This window comes from Paludisphaera sp. (assembly GCF_037189885.1).
Classification (GTDB): Bacteria; Planctomycetota; Planctomycetia; order Isosphaerales; family Isosphaeraceae; genus Paludisphaera.
Genome location: NZ_JBBCIR010000025.1, coordinates 22,173 through 43,574, shown reverse-complemented (window position 1 = coordinate 43,574; position 21,402 = coordinate 22,173). Strand labels below are relative to the sequence as shown.

Below are 21,402 nucleotides of genomic sequence, written 5' to 3'. Positions count from 1 at the left end.
GTCCAATCCCGGCCCGCCCGCGCCCCCGGCGCGGGCGGGCCGTTTTCATTTCGAAGCCCTCGCGACTCGGCGAATGTTGGCCCCGCGTCGCCGGCTCCGCTAGACTGGAATCCGGCCGCCAGTCCCTCCCAGACGCCCGCCGAACGCCGATCTCGGCCGGGCCCCGCCCCGGAGACGAACCATGTCGCGACGAGGATCGGGTCGGATCTTCCTGATGGCTTGCGGCCTGGTCCTCGCGGCGCGAGGCGTGGCGACGGCCGACGACGGGGTCGAGTTGACGCGTCAGGCGCGGGCGCTCCTATCGGACCGTTGCTTCGCCTGCCACGGCCCCGACGCCAACGACCGCAAGGCGGGGCTGCGGCTCGACACCGCCGAGGGGATCTTCGAGGCGGCCCGGTCGGGATTCCCTCCCGTCGTCCCCGGCGACCTGGACGAGAGCGAGCTGATCGCCCGGATCACGACCGACGACGAGGCCGACCGCATGCCCCCCAGGAGCCTCGGGCGGGACCTGACGCCGGAGGAGATCGACGTCCTCCGACGATGGGTCGAGCAAGGGGCCGAATGGAAGGACCACTGGGCGTTCATCCCCCCCGAGCGCCCCCCCCTGCCCGATGTCGCCCGCCGCGACTGGCCGCGCAACGACATCGACCGCTTCGTCCTCGCGCGCCTGGAGGCCGAGGGCCTGGCGCCGTCGGAGGAGGCCACGCGCGAGCGCCTGATCCGCCGCGCCGCGTTCGACCTGACCGGCCTGCCGCCGACCCTCGCGGAGGTCGACGCCTTCCTCGCCGATCGATCGCCAGACGCTTACGAGAAGCTCGTCGACCGGCTGCTGGCCTCGCCACGCTTCGGCGAACGGATGGCCGTCGACTGGCTGGACGTCGCCCGCTACGCCGACACCCATGGCTATCAGGCCGACGTCTACCGCGCCATGTGGCCCTGGCGAGACTGGGTCGTGAAGGCGTTCAATGACAACCTGCCCTACGACCGGTTCATCACCTGGCAGCTCGCGGGCGACCTGATCCCGGACGCCACGCGCGAGACGATCCTCGCCACCGCCTTCAACCGCCATCACCGGCAGACCAACGAGGGGGGCTCGATCGAGGAGGAATGGCGGACGGAGTACGTCAACGACCGGACGATCACCTACGGCTCGGCGTTCCTCGGGCTCACGTTCGACTGCTCCCGCTGCCACGACCACAAGTATGACCCGATCACGCAGAAGGACTTCTACTCGCTCTCCGCCTTCTTCAACGGCATCGACGAATCCGGCCTCTACTCCCACTTCACCGACGCCGTGCCCACCCCCGCCCTCCCGCTCGTGGACGCCGAAACCGAGAAGGCGCTAGCCGACGCCGAGGCCCGCGAACGCGCCGCCGAGGCCGACGCCGCCCGGATCGCCTCCGAGCGACGACCGGCGTTCGAGGCGTGGCTGAACGGGCCGGATCGCGAGAAGCCGCCGGCGGGCGAGGTCTTTGGACTCATCGGCGATTACCCGTTCGACCACCTTGCCGACGGGAAGTCGCCGGCGCGTCGCGACGGCGACAGGCCGGCCTCGGCCGTGGAGTCGCCCGCGCTGGTCGAGGGCCGCGTCGGCAAGGCGCTGAGGCTCGACGGCGAGAACGGCGTCACCCTGCCCATGGGGAACTTCGACCGCTTCCAGCCGTTCTCGCTGGCCCTCTGGATCAAGACGCCCGACCTCAAGGACCGAGCGGTCATCCTGCGACGTTCGATGGCCTGGACCGACGCCGGCAGCCGCGGCTATGAGCTGATGATCGAGGATGGTCGGCTGACCGCCGCGCTCGTGCACTTCTGGCCCGGCAACGCGATCGGCGTCGCGGCGAAGGGCCCGCTCCCGATCGGCGAGTGGACCCACGTCGCCCTGACTTACGACGGCTCCAGCCGCGCGGGGGGACTCGCGCTGTACGTCGACGGCAAGCCCGCGACGCTCGAAGTGGTCCGCGACGGCCTCACGAAGACGATCACCGGCGGCGGCGCCGACGACCTGGCCGTCGGCCATCGCTTCCGCGACCGGGGCTTCAAGGATGGCGAGGTCGACGAACTCCAGGTCTTCGATCGCGCCCTCACGGCGATCGAGGCCGCCCACCTGTTCGACGGCGAGTCGCTCTCCACCCGACTCTCGGCCGACCCGGCGACGCTCGCGGACGCCGACCGAGAGGCCCTCTTCGCCTACTACCTGGCGAACCACGACGAGCCCCACCGCGCCGCCTCGGCGAAGCTCGCGGAAGTCCGCCAGGCCCGCGCCAGGCTCGCGGATCCGGTGGACGAGATCATGGTGATGAAGGAGATGGCCAATCCGCGCCCGACGTTCGTCCTCAACCGGGGCGCCTACGATTCCCCCGGCGAACCGGTCTCGGCCGACACGCCCGACAGCCTCCTCGCCTTCGCGCCCGACCTACCGCGCGACAGGCTGGGGCTGGCGCGCTGGACGGTCGACCCGCGGAACCCGCTGACGGCCCGCGTGACCGTCAATCGCTGGTGGCAGTCGATCTTCGGCCGGGGCCTGGTCGCCACCTCCGAGGACTTCGGCGCGCAGGGGCAGCCGCCGTCGCATCCCGAACTCCTGGACTGGCTCGCCCGCGAGTTGGTCGATTCAGGTTGGGACGTGAAGCGGACGTGGCGGCTCATGGTCGAATCGGCGACATACCGGCAGGCGTCCGACGCCTCGGCAGAACTGACCGCCCGCGACCCGGACAACGTCCTGCTCGCCCGCGGCCCGCGCGACCGATTCTCGGCCGAGATGCTCCGTGACAATGCCCTGGCGGCGTCGGGGCTGCTGGTCGGGACGATGGGGGGGCCGGCGGTGAAGCCCTACCAGCCGGAGGGCCTGTGGGAGGAGAAGTCGAACCTGAAGTTCGTGCGCGACGTCGGCCCGGGGAGTCACCGCCGCAGCCTCTACACCTACTGGAAGCGGACCTCCCCCCCGCCGGCCATGCTGACGTTCGACGCGCCCAGCCGCGAGGTCTGCACCGTCCGACGCCAGCCGACCGCCACGCCGCTCCAGGCGCTCGTGCTGCTGAACGACCCGCAGTACGTCGAGGCCGCGCGAGGCGTCGCCGAACGAGCCTTCCGCGAAGCCGGCCCGACGACGCGCGATCGCGTCGCCTTCGTCTTCCGCCTGCTCACCGGCCGCCGGCCGGACGCCGCCGAGATTGACGTCCTGGAAGCCCTCCACCGCGAGCAGTACGACGAGTTCGCCTCCAACCGCGCCGAGGCCGAGAAGTACCTGGCCGTCGGCGACGCCCCCCGCGACCCGGCGCTCGACCCCGCCGAGGCCGCCGCGATGGCCGTGGTCGCCCAGGCGATGTTCAACCACGACGAGGCCGTGACGAAGCGGTAGAGATAGCCTGAGTGATGCCAGGCGATCACGCGCCCACGCGAGGCCGGGACGGGAGAGCCTTCCTGGCGGGCATGATCGGTCCGGTCGCCGCGGGAATCGTCGCTCGTCGTGCCTCGGCGCTTGCGTCGAAACGCGTGGTGACTTACAACCGATTCCGCCCCGCGGCGCGAACGGCGGGGGCGGTTTGAGCAGGCATGGACCCGGCGTCGTGCGCATCGGCCGGGGAACCCGAGACGAATGAGGGTGGGATGAGCGAGCAGAACGTGGCGGCGCGGACGCGAGCGGCCCTGGACGCGGGCGAAGGCATCTTGCGGCTGGCCCCGACGTGGGTCCCCCGGTCGTTCCTCATGCCCGGCGCCCGGCTCAAGCTGGCGAAGCAGGATCTCTACGCCCTGGGCACCCACCGCGGCGGCATCGACGAGCGCTGGTTCGGCTCGACCACCCCGGCCGCCAACGAGGGCGCGCCGCCGGACGAGGGCCTCAGCTACGTCGTCCATGACGGCGGCAAGTTCACCCTCCGCGACGCCGTCGGCGCCCACGGCGAGGAGATCGTCGGCAAGGCGATCTTCGACAAGTACAAGCGGTGGCCCGTCTACAGCAAGTTCTTCGATAACCTGGGCCCGATCCCGCACCACATGCACCAGTCGCAGGAGCAGGCCGAGAAGCTCGGCCTGGAGGGGAAGCCCGAGAGCTACTACTTCCCCCCGCAGCTCAACTGGACCGGCAACAACTTCCCCTACACGTTCATGGGCCTGGAGCCCGGCACGAAGAAGGAAGACGTCCGCCGCTGCCTGGAAGACTGGAACAAGGGCGACAACGGCATCCTCGACCTGTCCAAGGCGTACCGCCTCAAGCCCGGCACCGGCTGGCTCGTCCCCCCCGACGTGCTCCACGCCCCCGGCTCGCTGGTGACGTATGAGCCGCAGTGGGGCTCGGACGTCTTCGGCATGTACCAGTCCCTCGTGGAAGGCCGCCGCGTCCCCTGGGAGCTGCTGGTCAAGGACGTCCCCCCCGAGTACCACCAGGACCTCGACTACCTCGTCGAGCAGCTCGACTGGGAGCAGAACGTCGACCCCGAGTTCAAGACGAACCACTACCTGGAGCCGATCGTCCGGACCGGCTCGGAGCAGGAAGGGTTCTTCGACAGGTGGATCGTCTACGGGACGATCGCCGGCAAGCAGGTCTTCAGCGCCTGCGAGCTGACGGTCCTGCCCGGCCGCTCCTGCACGATCAAGGACCCCGGCGCCTACGGCCTGATCGTGGTCCAGGGGAGCGGGACCATCGGCAAGCTCGACGTCGACAGCCCGAACTTCATCCGGTTCGGCGAAGTCACGAAGGACGAGGTCTTCGTCGCCCACAAGCGGGCCGGCGAGGGCGTGACCTTCACCAACACCGGCAGCGAGCCGTTCGTCAGCCTCCGCTACTTCGGCCCCGACGCCCACCCCGACCTGCCGAGCGTCGGGGACTATCTCAAGGTGAGCTGAATCCAGCGGGTCCGACCGGCCGAGGCCCCGCGCCCCGGCCGATCGGACCGCCGTCCGCCGGCATCGTGATCGACCCGATTCCGCGAGGGCTTCGCCGTGATCGACGACCAGGGCTGGTACGTCCCGGACGAACTCGACGACCCCTTCGCGGAGATCAAGGCCGACCTGTGGCCCGGCGAGCAGTTGCTCTGGTCCGAGCGGCCCGCCCTGCCCCGGCTGCGGCGGATCCGCGCCGTCCCGCTGCTGTTCGTGGCGGTGGTCAGTGGCCTATCCGGCGTCGCGCTCGCGGCGATCTTCGGGGCGCTCCGGCCGGGCGCCCTGCCGGCCGAGATGATCGTGGCGGTCATCGCGGTCGGGCCGATCGCCCTGGGCGGGCTGATGGCGGCCTACGCATTCCAGCGCGTCTGCGGCTGGGCGGCCCGCCGCTGGGCCCTCGCCCGGACCGTCTACGCCATCACCGACCAGCGGGCCATCATCGGCCGATACGACTCCCGCCGCGAGCTGCGCTGCCTGTCGCTGATCCCCGGCATGATCGCCGAGACGTCGCGCCACGAGTACCCCGACGGCACCGGAGACCTCGTGTTCGAGGTGGCCGTGTCGAGCACCCGGCGCGCGGTCGGCTTCTTCGGCATCCGCGGCGTCCGCTCGGTCGACCGCCTGCTGCACGAGACGCTCATCGACCCGTTCCCCCGCTGGTGACATCGCCGGCCCGACCCGTTTCCCGACCCTCCCCGACGACCCGACCCGCGAGGAAGCCCCGATGGCCCCGACGCACGCTCACAATTTCCCGAAGCTCCACAACGCCGCCTGGCCCGGGGTGGTCGGCAAGGGGGGCGACGGCGGCGACCCGCCCATCGACCTCGACGTCATGCTCGACCTGACCGCCGCCGCCGAGGTCGACGGGGTCAAGTTCGACGGCTTCGACCTGTTCCTGTTCGCCCCCCACGTCGACATCGACTCGACCGACGCCCAGATCAAGGAGCTGGCCGACAAGGCGAGCCGCCGCGGGCTGGTCATCGGCTCGGTCGTCGCCCCCGTCTGGCCCCCCACCGGCGGCGGCTCGGCGATGGACGAGGGCGGAGGCCGGCGCAAGTTCCTGGAGCAGGTCCGCAAGGGCTGCCGCATCGCTAGGAAGCTCCGCGAGCTGGGCGTCCGGCCGCACGGCGTCGTCCGGATCGACTCCGCCTGCTCCCCCGCCGAGTGGTCGTCCGACCCCGACGCGAACCAGGCCAGGATCGCCGAGACCTTCCGCCAGGCCGCCGACATCGCCGCCGACCACGGCGAGAAGCTCGCCGCCGAGGGGGAGATCTGCTGGGGCGGCATGCACTCCTGGCGGAAGATGCTCGACCTGCTGGAGCGCGTCGACCGCCCCGAGGTCGTCGGCTTCCAGGCCGACATGGCCCACACGCTCCTCTACACGCTCGGCGAGAACGCCCCCGAGGATCGCATCCTCCCGGACGGCTACGACTGGTCCGACAAGGCCGTCCTCGACGACGCCCTGCGCGCCCTGACCGACGCCCTGCGGCCGTGGACGATCGACTTCCACGTCGCCCAGAACGACGCCACCGTATTCGGCTCCGGCTCGCACGACCACACGGGCCGACACTGCCTGGCGAACGACCCCGCCGGCAAGCTGGACATCCCCCACCACGCCGGATTCTGGCTCCGCGACGAGTCCGGCCGGCTGACGAAGAAGGCCCGTCACATCTGCTGGGACGGCTGCATGTTCCCCAACGACGTGATGATGAAGCCCCAGACCTGGAACGACGTCCTCGCCGCCATGATCCAGGTCCGCGACGCCCACGGCTGGACCGAGTGACCGCGACGACGTCCATCGACGTCCACGCCCACGATCACGAGAACAGGTGAGAGAATGCCCGAGAAGAAACCCCTCAACATCGGCCTCGTCGGCTACGGCTTCATGGGCCGTACCCACTCCAACGCCTACAAGCGCGTCAACGACTTCTTCGACCTTCCGTACCGGCCGGTTCTCAAGGCCGTGTGCGGCCGGGACGAGGCCGCGGCGCGGAAGTTCGCCGACACCTGGGGCTACGAGTCGATCGAGACCGACTGGCGCAAGCTCGTCGCCCGCGACGACATCGACGCGATCGACATCTGCACGCCCAACAACACCCACGCCGAGATCGCCATCGCCGCCGCCGAGGCCGGCAAGATGATCCTCTGCGAGAAGCCGCTGTCGATGGACCTCGTCCAGGGGCAGGCGATGGTCGACGCGGTCGAGAAGGCCGGCATCGTCAACACGGTCTGGTACAACTACCGCCGCGTCCCGGCCGTCACCCTGGCGAAGAAGCTGATCGACGAGGGCCGCCTCGGCCGGATCTTCCACTACCGCGCCCAGTTCCTGCAGGACTGGACCATCTCGTCGGACCTCCCCCAGGGGGGCGCGGGGCTCTGGCGGCTCGACGCCGCCGCGGCCGGGTCGGGCGTCACCGGCGACCTGCTCGCCCACTGCATCGACACGGCGCTCTGGCTCAACGGCAACATCACGAACGTGTCGGCCATGACCGAGACGTTCATCAAGGAGCGCAAGCACAACCTCACCGGGAAGGTTGAGAAGGTCGGCATCGACGACGCCTGCGCCTTCCTCTGCCGGTTCGACAACGGCTCGCTCGGGCTGTTCGAGTCGACCCGGTACGCCCGCGGCCACAAGGCGCTCTACACCTTCGAGATCAACGGCGAGAAGGCGTCGATCCGCTGGGACCTCCACGACCTGCACCGGCTGGAGTACTTCGACCACGGCGACGACTCGGTCGTCCGCGGCTGGCGGTCGGTCCACGTCACCGACGGCGACCAGCCGTACATGAAGAACTGGTGGGTGCCCGGCCTCCAGATCGGCTACGAGCACACCTTCGTCCACCAGGTCGCCGACTTCCTGGCGAACCTGGCCGAGGGCAAGTCCACCGCGCCGACGTTCCGCGACGCCCTGGCCACCCAGGCCGTCTGCGACGCCGTCCTCGACTCGGCCGAGCACCAGAAGTGGGAATCGGTCGTCCCGGTCTGACACGGCCCAACTCCCCGGGTCGCGGCGGATCGTCGCGACCCGGGGGAGCGCCGCCCCGGCTTCACGGTCGGGAGCGGCGCCGCATGGCGAAGGCCCCGGCCGCGCCCACCGCGATCACCATGAAGGCGGAGGGCTCGGGCACCTGCGGCGGCACGCTCGGGACCGGCGGCGTCACCGGCGGGATCGGGACCTGGGGGACGCTCGGAGGGGTCACCGGCGGCGGCGGCGAGGGGGGGATGAAGCCCTGGGGGATCCGGGGTCCGAGAAAAGGATGGTAGCGGTCGAACCGGGCGGGGTTGAGGCTGCGACGCCATGCGAAATACTGCACCAGCGGGTTCGCGGCGGCCATCGCCGGGTCGCCGCCGATCAGGGTCTGCAACGCGGCCCGCACCGGGAGCGTGAACGGCGGCGACCGCCACGCCGACCAGGTCGAGGGGCCGCCCGCCAGGAACGCTTGCCATGCCCCCGGCAGCGAGATCGACGCGCCGGGAGGGGCCGGTTCCTGGGCCATCAAGCCCCCTCGCATCGCGCCCCCGCGCATCGGGGCCGCCTCGGTCGTCGCGACCGGCAAGGCGAGCCAGGCCGCGGCCACGCCGAGAATCGACCGCCGTATGGCCCGCCTCCTCCGCCCTTTTCCGTTCGCGTCCATGCTTCACCCGCCTCGTGATCGGAAGGTCCAACGTCGCCGGCGCGACTCCCACGTCCGGACGTTCGTTCGACACCAGTGAGATCGGTTGCGACGCCTTCACCCATTGACGCGATCCGAAGGATTGCATCGACGAAGTTGCGGGTTATAGCGGTCGAGCCGCATCCGCCGCCCAGGCCTCGTCCACATGACCCATGGACTTCGCCCGCGACTTCGTGCCAGGTAGGCCGAAGTCCCGCCCTCGTCACGACATCGGAGCGCCCCCATGGCCGCCAGCACCGCCTCGACCAGCTTCCCGACCCGCATGTACATCGACGGCGCCTGGCGCGAGGGGACCGGCGGGAAGACCCGCCCCGTCGTCAACCCGGCCGACGAGTCGACCGTCGCGGAGGTCGCGTGGGCCGAGGCGGATGAGTCGAACCAGGCCATCGAGGCCGCCTCGAAGGCGTTCCCCGCCTGGAAGGCGACCTCGGCCTACGACCGGGCCAAGGTCCTCAAGCGCACGGCCGAGTTGATTCGCGAGCGCGCCGATTTCATGGCCCGCGCGATGACGATGGAGCAAGGGAAGCCGCTCGCGGAGGCGAAGGCCGAGACCCTCGCCACGGCCGACACCTACGAGTGGTTCGCGGAGGAAGGGAAGCGCGCCTACGGCCGGATCATCCCGCCGTCGAACATGATGAAGCGGTACTACGCCATCAAGCACCCCGTCGGCGTGGTCGGCTCCATCACCCCCTGGAATTTCCCCGCCGCGCTGGCAAGCCGGAAGATCGCCGCGGCGCTGGCCGCGGGCTGCACGATCGTCAGCCGCCCGGCCGAGCAGACGCCGCTCTCGCTGATCCTCCAGTTCGAATGCCTGGCGGAAGCCGGCGTCCCCGCCGGCGTCGCCAACCTCGTGATCGGCCCCGCGGAGCCCTTCGCCGACGCCCTGTTCGACCATCCAGCCGTGCGCAAGATCAGCTTCACGGGCTCGACCCGCGTCGGCAAGGAACTCATCAGGCGCTCGGCCGACCAGGTGAAGCGGCTGAGCCTGGAACTCGGCGGCCACGCCCCCCTGATCGTCTTCCCCGACGCCGACGTGGAGCAGGTGGCGCAGGCGGCGGTGATCGGCAAGTTCCGCAACAACGGCCAGGTGTGCGTCTCGCCGTCGCGTTTCTACGTCCACGACAAGATCGCCAGGGACTTCACCGAGGCGGCCGTCGAGCTGACGCGCAAGCTCAAGATCGGCAACGGCCTGGAGGACGGCGTCCAGGTCGGCCCGATGCTCTCCGCCTCGGGCCTGGAGAAGGCCCAGACGCTGGTGGACGACGCGCGCGGCAAGGGGGCGAAGGTCCGGCTTGGCGGCGGGCGGTCGTCCCGCTTCGACAAGGGGTTCTGGTTCGAGCCCACCGTGCTGACCGACGTGAACGGCTCGATGCGGCTGCTCTCCGAGGAGCCCTTCGCCCCGGTCATGCCGATCCTGGACTTCAGCAAGCTCGACGACGTGATCGCCGCTGCCAACGCCACGCCCTACGGGCTGGCCGCCTACGTGTTCACCAACGACCTGACCGTCGCGACCCGGATGGCGGAGGGCCTGGAGGCGGGCATCATCGGCATCAACGACCCCGTCCCCGCCACGCCCCAATGCCCGTTCGGCGGCATGAAGGAGTCGGGCATGGGCCGCGAGCTGGGCGTCGAGGGCCTGGACGCCTACTTCGAGACCAAGTACGTCGCCGTCGGCCTGCGGCAGTCGTGACCGAACCGCGTCACGCCCGGATGATGGGCTTGACGACCTCTCCCGCGACGTCCGTGAGGCGGAAGTAGCGGCCCTGGAACCGGTAGGTCAGCCGCTCGTGGTCGATGCCCAGCAGGTGCAGGATGGTGGCGTGGAAGTCGTGGACGTGGACCGGATCGGCGACGACGTTGTACCCGAACTCGTCGGTCTCGCCGAAGGTCACGCCCGGCTTCACGCCGCCGCCGGCCGCCCACGCGGTGAAGCAGCGCGGGTGGTGGTCGCGGCCGTAGTCGGTGGCCGTCAGCTTCCCCTGGCTGTAATTCGTGCGGCCGAACTCGCCCCCCCAGAGGACGAGCGTGTCCTCCAGCATCCCGCGCTGCCTGAGGTCCTGGATCAGCGCCGCGCAGCCCTGGTCGGTCTCCCGGGTCAACTGACGGATGCCGCCCGGGAGCCCGCCGTGATGGTCCCAGCCGGGGTGGTAGAGCTGGATGAATCGCACCCCGCGCTCGGCGAGGCGGCGGGCCAGCAGGCAGTTGGCGGCGAAGGTCCCGGGCTTCCGCGAGTCCGGCCCGTATAGCTCGTGGATGTGATCGGGTTCCCCCGAAACCCCCGCGGCCTCGGGGACGCTGGTCTGCATCCGATAGGCCATCTCGTACTGGGCGATCCGGGCGGAGACGGCTGGGTCGATCTCGGCGTCGTGCTTGCGCTGCTGCAACTCGGCCAGGCGGTCGAGCATCTTGCGCCGGCCCGAGGCGGTGATCCCGGGAGGGTTGTCGAGGTAAAGGACCGGCTCGGCCCCCGCGCGGAACTGGACGCCCTGGTGGATCGAGGGGAGGAAGCCGTTGCCCCATAATCGCGAGTAGAGGGGCTGGTCGACGGGCCGCTGGCTGATGAGCACGCAGAACGCGGGGAGGTTCTCGTTCATCGACCCCAGCCCGTAGCTCAGCCACGCGCCGATGGCCGGCCGCCCGGCGATCTGCGAGCCGGTCTGGAAGAACGTGATGGCCGGGTCGTGGTTGATGGCCTCGGTGTGGAGCGACCGGATGAAGCACAACTCGTCCACGACCTTCGCCGTGTGCGGCAGCAAATCGCTGACCCACGTCCCCGACTCGCCATGCCGGGCGAACGAGAAGATCGACCCCGCCAGCGGCAGGGCCGCCTGGTTCGACGACATCCCCGTCAGCCGCTGTCCCCGCCTCACCGAGTCCGGCAAGTCCTTGCCGTTCATCTGATTGAGCAACGGCTTGTAGTCGAACAGGTCGAGCTGCGACGGCCCGCCGCTCATGAACAGGTAGATGACCCGCTTTGCCCTGGGCGCGAAGTGCGTCCCCCCGATCGCCCCGCGGACGGTGTCCGGGCTCGCGGGGGACGGGTCGGACGCGCCCCCCAGGAGGCTCGCCAGCGCCGCGCCGCCGATGCCGAGGCTCGCGCGGCCGAAGAAGTGCCGGCGCGTCGACATCATCGGGAAGCCGTCGGATCGTGGGACTTGGGGTGCCATGGGAAGGCCCTCGCGCGAGGTCGAGGCGCGGAGCCACGCCGCGTCCGCCGCCGGCGCGGGACATGCGCTCCGATGTACCCGCCTCGATCGTAACCCGCGTTCGACCCCCGATGATAGGGGTCGAACGAGTCGACCGTCCCTTTCGCCGCCGCGATCAGACTCGCGGGGGGCCGCCAGGGTCCGGGAAATAATCGAGATTCCTGAAATCCCGCCGACCCGGGTGCTGACCTTGTGGGTGTTTGATGGCGGTGTTCTTTGACAACCAGGAATCGGTGAAGCATCGCCGGGCGACGACCCGCGACTACCCTGGCCGGCTTATCGTGCCGCGGGCATCCCGACCGCACGCGCCACGAGCAGAAGGATTGAAGGCGCGCATCGTAAGCGTGCTGGGCGAAAAATACCTCTTCGAAAATGACGAACGAAGCCAACTTCCGCCGGCCGCAAATCGCCCGCCGTCAACGTCTTAACGCAAAACGACGGGAGACCGCGTCGCACGAACGAAGCCAACTCGCCGACCCAGGGTCGGATCAGGCCGACGCGGCCCGGCGCGGGACGAGACGCCCGACGCCCGGCTTCTGCTCGTCGTCGGACGGGCCGTCCTCGTGGTATTCGGCGTCGGTGTTGACCTTCCAGGTGTCGTACTCGCCGTGCCCCAGGATATTCCGGGCCGCCAGCAGGGCGGTCATCATGGAATGGTCCTGGTTGTTGTACTTGTGCATGCCGTTGCGCCCGGCCAGTTCCAGGTTGCCGAGCCTGGACAGCCAGTCGCGGATCACGCCCAGGTGGCGCTGGTAGGCGTCGTCGTAGACCGGGTAAGCCTTGGGCATGCGGACCACGCAGCCGTCGACGACCGCATCGGCCGGGACGAGGCCCATGGCGTCGATCTCGCGACGGCCCAGGGCGACGAGGTCGGCGTCCGACATCGTCCAGAGGTCGTCCCCCTCGAAGCAGAAGTATTCCAGGCCCAGGCTCGTCTTGCTCGGATCCGGGACCAGGTCGGGCGACCAGTTCTTGAAGTTCTGGATGCGGCCGACCCGCACGCCCGGCTCATGAACGTAAATCCACGTGTCCGGGAAGGTCTCGGGTCGGTCGACGATCAGCACGACGGAGAGGAAGTCGCGATACCCCAGCGACTCCGCGGCGCGACGGACCTCGTCGGGGGCGGCGGGGTTCATGGCCCGGATCAGCTCGCGGATCGGGAGCGTGGAGAGGAAGTTCTCGCCGGTGTAGCGATAGGCCTTCCCCGACGCGTCGCGAGCGACGAGCGACGTGACCGACGCGCCGTCGTGGTCGATCTGGGTGACGCGGCGGTCCATGTGGACCCCGCCCCCCATGCCGCGCACCTTGTCGCGGGCAGCCTCCCACATCTGGCCGGGGCCGAGCCGAGGGTAGTAAAACTCCTCGATCAGCGTCTTGACGACCCCCCCCTTCCCCGCGCCGGCCGACTTCTTGAAGGCGCTGAGGACGGCCTCGACGAGGCTCAACCCCTTGATGCGCTGGGCGGCCCAGTCGGCGGAGATGGCGTTGGTGGGCATGCCCCACACCTTCTCCGTGTACGACTTGAAGAAGGTGTCGAACAGCACCCGGCCGAAGCGGTTGACCACCCAGTCCTCGTAGCTGCGCTCGGGGCGGATCGGCAGGAGCCGGGCCTTGAGGTAGCTCAGGAGGATCTGGGCCGATCGCGCGACGCCCAGCTTGGAGAGGGCGTCGAAGGGCTTGAGGGGGTAGTGGAAGAACTTGCGGTCGTAGTAGATGCGGCTGAGGCGGGGCCGCTTGATGAACTGGTCGTCGAGGATCTCGCGCCAGAGGGCGTTGACCTCGTCGCTCTTGGAGAAGAAGCGATGGCCGCCGATGTCGAAGCGGTAGCCCTTGTATTCGTCGGTCCGGCTGATGCCGCCGACGAGGCGGGGATCGGCCTCGAGCACGACGCAGGACGCGCCATGCTTGGCCAGCTCGTAGGCCCCGGTGAGCCCCGCGGGGCCGCCGCCGGCGATGACGGTCTCGTAGGCCGCGACCACCGCCTCGGCGCCCGGCTCCTCGACGCGCGTCCAGCGGTGGGGGACGGCCCCCGCGCGGGTCGTCGGCGATTGCGGCGCATCCATGCCCATGAGCGGCTCCTGGTTCGTCCCGTCGTTCGGGCGTCGCGCGTGCGACGACCCGGGGAGGCGCGATTCCTTCGCGCCACTCATCGTCTCGGTTATCGGCGGGGGCCGCGGGAGTTTTGGCATAAAACCGCGGCAGGGTCAACGGCGATCGCCCCCTCGGCGGCTCACACCGGGTGCCGCGGGCCGGCCGCGAGCCGGCGGGGCTCGACGGAGGGATCCTCGGCGCGATAGTCGTCCATCACCCAGCGTCGGAATCGGTCCGGCGAGTGCGCGACCTTCCGCGTTTTCAGCCACGCCGCGTATTCATTGATCGGCTCGTGGAGCCGCTCGGTGCCCAGAAACGCGACGTGGCCGTAACGGATCGAGAACTGGTCCATGGCCTCCTCGGGGGGGAGGCCCAGGACATAGAGCTTGTAGAGGGCGGAAGCCAGACCGGTCCGGTCCGCGCCCGCCCGGCAGTGGATCAAAATGGGGGGCGGGGCGGAGGCCAGGACGTCGATCAGCATCAACAGCTCGCGGCGCGTGGGGCGTCGCACGGCGCTGAGGGGGAAGTCGTAGAAGTCGACGCCGGCCTCGCGGGCGCCCTGGACCTCCCGGATGTACCAGCCGTCGGTCGGCTTGCCCCCGCGAAGGTTGAGGATCGAGGCCAGCCTTTGCTCCCGGATCACGTCCCCGACCCAGCCCCCCGGCGTCGACGAGCGATAGGCGAGACCCGGCGCGATGACGCCCAGGTTCAGGCTGACGTAGGGCCGGATCGCGAGCGTCCCGACGAAGAGCCCGACGACCAGGCCGAAGAGCAGGGCCGACCGCCGGAGATGCCGCGCCACCCGTCGGCGGGGCGGGGGCGCGATCGGGTCGGGGGGGGGCGTCGAGCCGCGTGGGTCGTCCAAACCAAGCCTCCTTCGAATCCATCCCGCGGGACGGTCCATCTTGGGCCGCGACCGTCGCGGGGTCAATCCGACCCGACGACGACGGCCGCCGCGAGCCGAGGTTGGCTGGCGGCGGCCGACGGTCGCTTCAGGCTATCGGGCCGATCAGCGGGCCCCGGGCTGGGTCAGCAGCGAGGGGGGATTGGTCGCCCCGCCGGCCCCGCCCAGGCCGCGGGCGCCGAGCTGGGAGTACTGGATGCTCCGGATCGTGAACGTGGTCTGGAGCATCGAGTTGATGACCGTCTGGAACGGCGCCGCGAGGCGGTCCAGGAAGATCGTCGTGCGGACGATCGGGTCGCGGTAGACCATGATGCGGTCGCCCGGCATCAGCTGGTAATTCGTGGTCGGGTCGCCGCCGCTGGTGATCGCCGCCAGGTTCACCGGCAGGAGCTGCTCGCAGCAGGCCCCCGGGGGGGCGGGCCGGACGAGCCGGATGTTCTGCGGCGCGGCCGTGGGCATCAGCCCGCCGGCGTACTGGAGCGCGTCCAGCACCGTCTCGTTGCCGGTGATCGGCAGCTTGCCCGGGGCGCCGACGTCCCCCAGCACGTAATAGTTCTTGCTGTTGTAAGCCGTGACGTCCACGAAGACCCGGTCCGAGTCGCGCGGATCGATCTGCACCGGCTTGCCCGTCTTGGGGTCGAAGTCCCACAGGCCGAGCAGCTCGTCGGTCAGGTACTTCCGCAGGTGGAGGACGATCTTCTCCTTCACCTCCGGGATCGTCAGGCCGGCGACGTAGACCTCGCCATAGAACCCCAGCGTGATCTTGCCGTCGGGCCGGACCAGTCGCTCGCCCGTGATCGGCCGCCCTTCCAGGGCGTCCAGCACCTCGACGAGGATCAGGTCGGGGGGCTCGACCACGTAGTCGGGCATCGAGACCTTCTTGAACTCGGTCGGGATGTTGCTGTTGGCGATGGTCTCCTCGGGCGTCTTCACCGTCTGGCAGCCGCAGGCGGCGCAGGCGGCCAGCAAGATCATCACCCGGCCGGCCCGGCGAATACTCCTTGAACTTTCCATGCCCTCTCCTCCCGGCGTTCCGAGACCGGCTCGGCGGGGATCCCGCGCCCGGCCCGAGCGGACGCCGCGATCCTTCGCGGCGTCTCCCACTCCTCATGGATCCCCGATCTTTTCCGCGATCCTTCTTCGGCGGCCCCGGCGCGGGTTCTCGATCGTCTCGTCGCACGAGCAGCCTTGACACGACCTACAATCGGCAGATTCCCGAGCCCGCTCAAATCGAAACCGGTCCCGGCCGATTATTGGACCCCTTCCGGGAAGAACCCGGCCGGCCGGTTGTAATACCTGCCCGTCGACGCGCGGGCCGCGGGCGAGGATACGTTGACCGACGTCCCCCGGCCGTAGCGGCCGAAATAGCTCGACGCCTGCCCGGCGGGCGTCCCCAGCGTCGGCCGCCTGCCGGCCGTCTCCCGGACGCTCGCCGTCCCCCGGCGCGTCGCGACGCCCCGCGTCCCGCTCGCCCGGCCAGACCCGATGCCGGTCATGTTCCCCACCGTCGACGCCGCCGCCAGTCCCGCCTGGCCCCGCGTGAGCGGCACGCCGGTCCCCATCATCATCTCGGTCATCAACGGGTCGACCATCACCGCCTGACCCGAGGGCCCGAACATCACGGTCGGCGCCGTGGAAGTCGCCTGGGCCCCGGCCGTCCCCCCCGCCGCCGCGATGGACGCCGCCGCGATCCCCGCCAGCCATCTCGATCGTGCCGTCATGATCCATCCCCCCGTGCCGCCGTTTCATCAACTCCCGCCACCTCCTTCATCGGACCATGTCGACGGCCGTTCCAATCATTCTCACGCCGACCACCCGGACGCCCGCGACATCCCAGGCAACCGGCGCATGCCGACTCATCGCGATTTGCGCAACATCCTGCAACCGCCCCGTTTAACTGGTTTATCTACAGCCGAGGAAGCCTTCGACCCGATCGATGCCCATGAGTCGTGACGGCGGAGTCGTCGGGACGGCCTCCCCGAGGAGTCCCGGAGGCGGAAGGTACACCCGATTCGTATGAGGCAAGGAATGCGCACGAAATCGCGGCGCGGGCCCGTCGGCCCGCTGTTCCTGGCGGCTGCGGCGGCCGGGGTCTTGTGGTCGGAGGGTGCCCAGGCCCAGCAGACGGGCCTGTTCCCGCTGGCCCCGATCAAGCGGCAGCGCGTCCCGTGCGATCAGGAAGACCCGGTCTACCGGATCTACAAGGACCAGTACTTCGGCTACCACCCGACCCTCTGGCGCCCCTTCCCCAGCGGCTGGGGCGCGCCCAGCCCCGAGGCGCCGGACCGCGCCGCGTCGTTCCGGGAAATTCCGCTCGACGAGCCGCCGGCCCTGGGAGGCATCGACGGGGACGAGTTCGGCGACGAGCCCGAGGATGGCGCGCCGCCCGCACAGCCTGACGCGGCCCGCCCGGGCCTTCCGACCCCGCCCCCCGAGAACGTGCGCAGCCCGTTCGAGATGGACGACCTGAACGCGGAGCCCGACGCCGAGACGCCCCCGCGCCAGGTCCCGGCCCCTCGCGCCCAGCCCGGCCTGCCCGAAGTCCCGGCCGACCGCTCGCCCTTCGACCCCCAGGCCGGATCGGGCGGCGCGCCGGCGACGCCGGAACTTTCCTCCCCCACCGCGGCGCGCGCCGGCCGCGTCCGCCGCTCGGCCGAGGTTGACGCCGACCAGGCCGGCTCGCCGCTCCTGGCCATGCCGGAAACCGGCCTCGACCAGCCTTACCAGGCGCCCGACCTCGGCCGTCCCATCCAGGCCTCGGCCGAGCGCGCCCACGGCCACAATCACAACCACAACCACGCCGAGGCGAAGGCCCCGCGCCGGAACCGGCTGGCGTCGGTGATGGACAGCCTCGGCTGGACCGCCGTCCGCCGATGAGCCGACTCGACCGGGCCCCACGCGATGGGGCCCGGTCGACTGCGATCAGCGCGCCCCGGGGGCATCCAGGAGGACGACGTTGTCCACCTGGCAGACGATGTCCTGGAAGTCGTCGTTCGTCGAGTATTCCCAGCCGACGATGTAGCTGTTCGGGATGATCTCTCCCGTCGCCTTGTCGCGGTTGGGGTAGATCATGGCCTTGTACGGCTGGCCCGCAAGGCGCTCGTTGACGCGCGCGACGGCCGACGGCTCGGTGAAGACGCCGCCGTCGTCCAGTCCGTCGTTGGAGGCCCAGAGGCCGAACGTCGCGTCGCCCGGGTCGAACTCGACGTCGGAGCCTTCCTCCAGCGGCGGGGGGAGGTTCTCCCCGGACTCCAGGTCCTTCGTCGTGTTCTTGAACGTGTAGGACCAGGCCCGCGTCTTCTCGGGGGGACCTTCCTTCGACGGGCGATACCAGCCGCCCCGATTCCTCGTCTCCAGGCCGAGCGCGATCACCGGCCGATACGTGACCGGGCCGGGCCCCGCCTTGCGGAACAGCGCGCGAACCTCCGCCACGTCCCCTCGGACCGGGTTCAGGAGGTCGTCGAACATCGCAAGGCCGTAGCGGTCGCGGAGGACCACGTCCCAGTCGGGCTCGTTCGGACCCGGCGCGACTTTCGGCTGCGCCGGCGTCTGAGCCGGGGCGGGGGTCGAGAGCGATAGCGCCAGCAGGGCGGCCGCCAGGCGAGACGGGAATCGGAACGACATGTTCAGATGGCTCCTCGGTTGGCGTCGACCCACGGCAACGCCGAGCGCGGCCGACGCGAGGCGAACGCGGCCAGGCCTACGGTCGCGGCCAGGCCGATGACGGAGACGATCAGTCCGACCCGGAACGAGGCCGGCTCGTAGCTGTACACGAGCTTGTGCGTCCCGGCCTCCACCGCCGCCCCGCGCATCATGCGGTTGATCCGATGGATCGTCGCGGGCTGGCCGTCGATGGTCAGCTTCCAGCCGGGGTAGTACACATCGGCGAGGACGACGATCCCGGGCGTTTCAAGGGTCGCTTCCAGCTCCACGCGATCCGACCGGGGATAGTTCACGATGACCTTCTCCGTGGCCCTCCCCGGCGTGCGTCGGATGTAAGGGGCGAGCGCCGGCGCGTCGTCGGCCTCGATCCACGCGGTGCGACGCAGGTTGCGGGCGACCCGGTTGGGGTCGCGCCAGATCGGGTCCTGGTCGTCGTACATCACGTCCTGCATCGGCCCGGCGCGATCGGAGCGGGTGAGGCCGGAGATGCGCGGCAGCGATTCCGCCGCGTGGACGATCCACGCGCGCGGGAACTCGCGGCGGTTGCGGCGGATCTGGTAGTCCTTGGTCTCGATCCACTCCCTGGCCTTCGCCTCCGATTCGGGGGTCTCGGGCCCCTCCTGGCGGGGGTGGACGATCTCGGTGTCGAAGAGGAAGCCGGCGATCCCGCGGTTCTCGTCCATCCAGTCGTTGGTGAACGAGGGGAGGACGAAGTAGCGGGTGTTCCACATATCAAAAGACTTCCGCGGGAAGTAGACGACCTTCTGGCCCGGCGGGATCTTCAGCGCGGCGGCGTATTCCGGGCTCGTGGAATACGGGAAGCCGCCGAAGAACCATTCGTAGTCGTACAACTCGGCGACGCCCAGGGTGTGCGTATACTCGACGCCAAGGTTGATACCGTACTTGGGCTGGATAGTGTCGCGTTCCCACTGCATGAAGTCGCGGACGCGGTCGGGCGACGACCTCAAGGTCCAGCCGACCGGGTTCCAGATCGGCGATCTGTGGATCCGGTATGGGCCCTCGGCCGGACGCTCGGCCTCGGCGGCGTTGATGACCTCCAGCACCTCCGGCGTGCCCTCGAACATCGACTGCGGGGCGGTGGCGACCAACGCCCGATTGGCCCAGGCCAGGTCCGCCGTCGTGAGCAGCAGCACGGCCGCCCCCGCGGCGACGGGCCGTCGCGTGGCGAGGCTCGCGACGCCGAACACGGACGCCGCGATTGCCGCTCCCCACCCAAGCCCCGCCAGCGTCTCTCGTCGCGCCGCCGCGGGGTTGAACGGTCCGAACGCGCTGGCGAGCGACTTGGAATCGAGCGCCCGGAACAGGGCGTCGAGCCCCAGCCACGCCGCCAGGGCCGTCACGGCCGAGAGCCCCACGAGCCCCAGGGCGAGCCGGCGGACGGGGCGAGACCGCCCCCGCGTCAGGTCGTCCCATCCCAGCCCGGCGAGCGCCGCCAGGCCCAGGACGCTGAAGGTCATCAGCTTGCTGGGGAACCGGAACTGGCGAAATGCCGGCAGGAAGGTGGTCATGGCCCAGTACAGGCCGCCGTCGCCATCGCGGAGATAGCCGTCCTTGCGGAGCGGCGGCTCGCGTGGGGGGTCGAGGGGGCCGATCGGCGGGACGCCCAGGTCCAGCGTCTTCGCCGCGAGTCGGGTCGCCCAGATCGGGCTCGTGAACTGGCCGAAGCTCCCGAGGAGCGTGATGGCCACGATCCAGGAGAGCCAGACCCTCGTGGCCCCTCCCCGACGAAACGTAAGCGCCGGCAGCGCCAGCAGGACGACCGCCCCGCCGATATAAAGCGACGGCGTCCAGACCTTCCCGCGCTCCTCGGAAAGCTTCAGCAGGTCGATCCAGCTCGCGTTGCCGCCGAAGTAGGAGCCGAAGACATTGGGCCAGAACATCTCGACGAGCCGGTACGGCTCGACGCTGAACGGGTAGATCTCGTGCGGGCCCTCGGCCGCGGCGCGGACGGTCTGCTGGGTGAACTCGATGACGGGAAGCAACTGCGCCGCGGTGATCGACGCCGCCATCGCGCCGGCCGTCGCCAGCCCGACGGTCAGCCGCCATAGGGTCCGCCTGCCCTCGATCGGCCTCCTCCGGCCGAAGTAGAACGCGAGCGCGACCGCCCAGACGATCGGCACGGCCTTCGGCGCCCAGAGCATCCAGGGGAGCGCCGGCGTTGGCTGATCGGGAGGATACGGCGGGCGGAGCCTCGGGGCGAGATACGCGATGGTCAGCGTGACGACGGTCCAGGCCGCCATCCCGGCCAATGCCAGCGCGACGACCTTCCGCCCTCTCGCCGGTCGCGCGGGCTCCGCGGGGTTCGGCTCGCGGAAGGCCCGCCCGCGGCTCCACGCCGAGGCCGCCGCGTATCCCAGGGCGCACAGGCCCAGGAGGTAGGCCGCCTGGGGGTCGCCGCCGAGCGTCTGCATGGCCAGGACAACGGCCAGGCCGGACAAGGCCATCCGGCTCCCGGTCCGGATCCAGCGGTCCACCGCGAGGAACCCCAGCGGCAGCCACGCCGCGCCGACGAGGAAGATCACGTTGCAGTACTGGAACAGGACCGGGCCGCAGAACGCGTAGGACAGCGCCGACAGGCCCGAGCCGACCCAACTCGTCCCCCACGAGCGCATCAGGGCGAGCATCGCCCCGAACGCCAGCGCGACGTGCGCGATGATGTAGACCCGCGCCGCCCAAGCGTAGGGGAGCGCCCCGTACACGACCTTCCCCGGATAGAGCACCGCCGCCGTGGGGTTGCCCATCAGCGGCATCCCGGCGTTCTCCTCGGGCTCCCAGAGCGGCCAACGGCCCTCGTTCCACTCGCGCTGCACGCGCTCGTAGAGCGGGTAGTAGTAGTGGGCGGCGTCTCGGTAGGAGAACTGGTGGCCGTCCAGGATCACCCGGTGGAAGCAAGCCAGGAGCATGGCGGCCAGGCAAGCGATGACCAGGGCGATCGTCGGGGCGGGCTTGCGATTCATGGGGTGAC

The 21,402-nt window shown here is 70.3% G+C and carries 16 protein-coding genes; 8 read left to right on the top strand and 8 right to left on the bottom strand.

The window, feature by feature from the left end:
* The first annotated feature begins 181 nt into the window (after positions 1-181).
* From WG209_RS10010 to WG209_RS09990, 5 genes are all read left to right on the top strand, one after another.
* On the top strand, positions 182-3,358 hold the full coding sequence (locus WG209_RS10010; RefSeq protein ID WP_337174892.1) for a DUF1553 domain-containing protein: 3,177 nt from the start codon (positions 182-184) through the stop codon (positions 3,356-3,358).
* A 248-nt stretch (positions 3,359-3,606) separates the two neighbouring features.
* Complete coding sequence (locus WG209_RS10005; protein ID WP_337174891.1) at positions 3,607-4,842, top strand: hypothetical protein; 1,236 nt, start codon at positions 3,607-3,609, stop codon at positions 4,840-4,842.
* A gap of 96 nt (positions 4,843-4,938) precedes the next feature.
* A complete protein-coding gene (locus tag WG209_RS10000) occupies positions 4,939-5,541 on the top strand; it encodes a hypothetical protein (protein WP_337174890.1) in 603 nt (200 codons plus the stop codon).
* A 61-nt stretch (positions 5,542-5,602) separates the two neighbouring features.
* Complete coding sequence (locus WG209_RS09995) at positions 5,603-6,661, top strand: TIM barrel protein (RefSeq protein ID WP_337174889.1); 1,059 nt, start codon at positions 5,603-5,605, stop codon at positions 6,659-6,661.
* A gap of 54 nt (positions 6,662-6,715) precedes the next feature.
* Entirely contained in the window at positions 6,716-7,864 is a 1,149-nt protein-coding gene (locus WG209_RS09990; protein ID WP_337174888.1) for a Gfo/Idh/MocA family oxidoreductase, read from the top strand.
* A 61-nt stretch (positions 7,865-7,925) separates the two neighbouring features.
* Here the strand turns inward: WG209_RS09990 and WG209_RS09985 are convergent, their stop codons facing one another.
* Positions 7,926-8,375 carry a PEP-CTERM sorting domain-containing protein gene (locus tag WG209_RS09985; protein WP_337174887.1) on the bottom strand — a complete coding sequence of 150 codons (450 nt, stop codon included), beginning with the start codon at positions 8,373-8,375 and terminating at the stop codon, positions 7,926-7,928.
* Between the two features lie 400 nt (positions 8,376-8,775).
* On the opposite strand from WG209_RS09985, the gene WG209_RS09980 reads away from it, so the two are divergent.
* Positions 8,776-10,242 (top strand): NAD-dependent succinate-semialdehyde dehydrogenase, encoded by a 1,467-nt coding sequence (locus WG209_RS09980; protein ID WP_337174886.1) that lies wholly within the window; start codon positions 8,776-8,778, stop codon positions 10,240-10,242.
* Positions 10,243-10,252: 10 nt separating this feature from the next.
* On the opposite strand, the gene WG209_RS09975 is transcribed toward WG209_RS09980, so the two are convergent.
* The 5 genes from WG209_RS09975 to WG209_RS09955 form a co-directional block, all read right to left on the bottom strand.
* Complete coding sequence (locus tag WG209_RS09975; protein WP_337174885.1) at positions 10,253-11,719, bottom strand: DUF1501 domain-containing protein; 1,467 nt, start codon at positions 11,717-11,719, stop codon at positions 10,253-10,255.
* Between the two features lie 527 nt (positions 11,720-12,246).
* Positions 12,247-13,827 (bottom strand): NAD(P)/FAD-dependent oxidoreductase, encoded by a 1,581-nt coding sequence (locus WG209_RS09970; protein ID WP_337174884.1) that lies wholly within the window; start codon positions 13,825-13,827, stop codon positions 12,247-12,249.
* Between the two features lie 161 nt (positions 13,828-13,988).
* Positions 13,989-14,714 (bottom strand): tyrosine-protein phosphatase, encoded by a 726-nt coding sequence (locus WG209_RS09965; RefSeq protein ID WP_337174883.1) that lies wholly within the window; start codon positions 14,712-14,714, stop codon positions 13,989-13,991.
* A 144-nt stretch (positions 14,715-14,858) separates the two neighbouring features.
* Positions 14,859-15,767: a polysaccharide biosynthesis/export family protein gene (locus WG209_RS09960; RefSeq protein ID WP_337174882.1), complete on the bottom strand. Its 909-nt coding sequence runs from the start codon at positions 15,765-15,767 to the stop codon at positions 14,859-14,861.
* A gap of 236 nt (positions 15,768-16,003) precedes the next feature.
* On the bottom strand, positions 16,004-16,474 hold the full coding sequence (locus tag WG209_RS09955; RefSeq protein ID WP_337174881.1) for a hypothetical protein: 471 nt from the start codon (positions 16,472-16,474) through the stop codon (positions 16,004-16,006).
* Here WG209_RS09955 and WG209_RS09950 point away from each other — a divergent pair.
* Together WG209_RS09950 and WG209_RS09945 are read left to right on the top strand one after the other, a co-directional pair.
* Positions 16,473-16,706 (top strand): hypothetical protein, encoded by a 234-nt coding sequence (locus WG209_RS09950; protein WP_337174880.1) that lies wholly within the window; start codon positions 16,473-16,475, stop codon positions 16,704-16,706. The two genes, WG209_RS09955 and WG209_RS09950, sit on opposite strands and share 2 nt — an antisense overlap.
* A gap of 75 nt (positions 16,707-16,781) precedes the next feature.
* Positions 16,782-17,630, top strand: a complete 849-nt coding sequence (locus WG209_RS09945; RefSeq protein WP_337174879.1) for a hypothetical protein — start codon at positions 16,782-16,784, stop codon at positions 17,628-17,630.
* 45 nt (positions 17,631-17,675) lie between these two features.
* Here the strand turns inward: WG209_RS09945 and WG209_RS09940 are convergent, their stop codons facing one another.
* Together WG209_RS09940 and WG209_RS09935 are read right to left on the bottom strand one after the other, a co-directional pair.
* Complete coding sequence (locus WG209_RS09940) at positions 17,676-18,377, bottom strand: hypothetical protein (protein ID WP_337174878.1); 702 nt, start codon at positions 18,375-18,377, stop codon at positions 17,676-17,678.
* Between the two features lie 2 nt (positions 18,378-18,379).
* On the bottom strand, positions 18,380-21,394 hold the full coding sequence (locus WG209_RS09935) for a YfhO family protein (RefSeq protein ID WP_337174877.1): 3,015 nt from the start codon (positions 21,392-21,394) through the stop codon (positions 18,380-18,382).
* Between the last annotated feature and the right edge of the window lie 8 nt (positions 21,395-21,402).

Bases quoted from the DNA above. Each gene is read 5' to 3' on its own strand.
- WG209_RS10010 (WP_337174892.1), top strand. From the start codon at position 182: ATGTCGCGACGAGGATCGGGTCGGATCTTCCTGATGGCTTGCGGCCTG.
- WG209_RS10005 (WP_337174891.1), top strand. From the start codon at position 3,607: ATGAGCGAGCAGAACGTGGCGGCGCGGACGCGAGCGGCCCTGGACGCG.
- WG209_RS09995 (WP_337174889.1), top strand. From the start codon at position 5,603: ATGGCCCCGACGCACGCTCACAATTTCCCGAAGCTCCACAACGCCGCC.
- WG209_RS09990 (WP_337174888.1), top strand. From the start codon at position 6,716: ATGCCCGAGAAGAAACCCCTCAACATCGGCCTCGTCGGCTACGGCTTC.
- WG209_RS09985 (WP_337174887.1), bottom strand. From the start codon at position 8,375: ATGGCCCAGGAACCGGCCCCTCCCGGCGCGTCGATCTCGCTGCCGGGG.
- WG209_RS09980 (WP_337174886.1), top strand. From the start codon at position 8,776: ATGGCCGCCAGCACCGCCTCGACCAGCTTCCCGACCCGCATGTACATC.
- WG209_RS09975 (WP_337174885.1), bottom strand. From the start codon at position 11,719: ATGGCACCCCAAGTCCCACGATCCGACGGCTTCCCGATGATGTCGACG.
- WG209_RS09970 (WP_337174884.1), bottom strand. From the start codon at position 13,827: ATGGGCATGGATGCGCCGCAATCGCCGACGACCCGCGCGGGGGCCGTC.
- WG209_RS09960 (WP_337174882.1), bottom strand. From the start codon at position 15,767: ATGGAAAGTTCAAGGAGTATTCGCCGGGCCGGCCGGGTGATGATCTTG.
- WG209_RS09950 (WP_337174880.1), top strand. From the start codon at position 16,473: ATGATCCATCCCCCCGTGCCGCCGTTTCATCAACTCCCGCCACCTCCT.
- WG209_RS09955 (WP_337174881.1), bottom strand. From the start codon at position 16,474: ATGACGGCACGATCGAGATGGCTGGCGGGGATCGCGGCGGCGTCCATC.
- WG209_RS09945 (WP_337174879.1), top strand. From the start codon at position 16,782: ATGCGCACGAAATCGCGGCGCGGGCCCGTCGGCCCGCTGTTCCTGGCG.
- WG209_RS09940 (WP_337174878.1), bottom strand. From the start codon at position 18,377: ATGTCGTTCCGATTCCCGTCTCGCCTGGCGGCCGCCCTGCTGGCGCTA.
- WG209_RS09935 (WP_337174877.1), bottom strand. From the start codon at position 21,394: ATGAATCGCAAGCCCGCCCCGACGATCGCCCTGGTCATCGCTTGCCTG.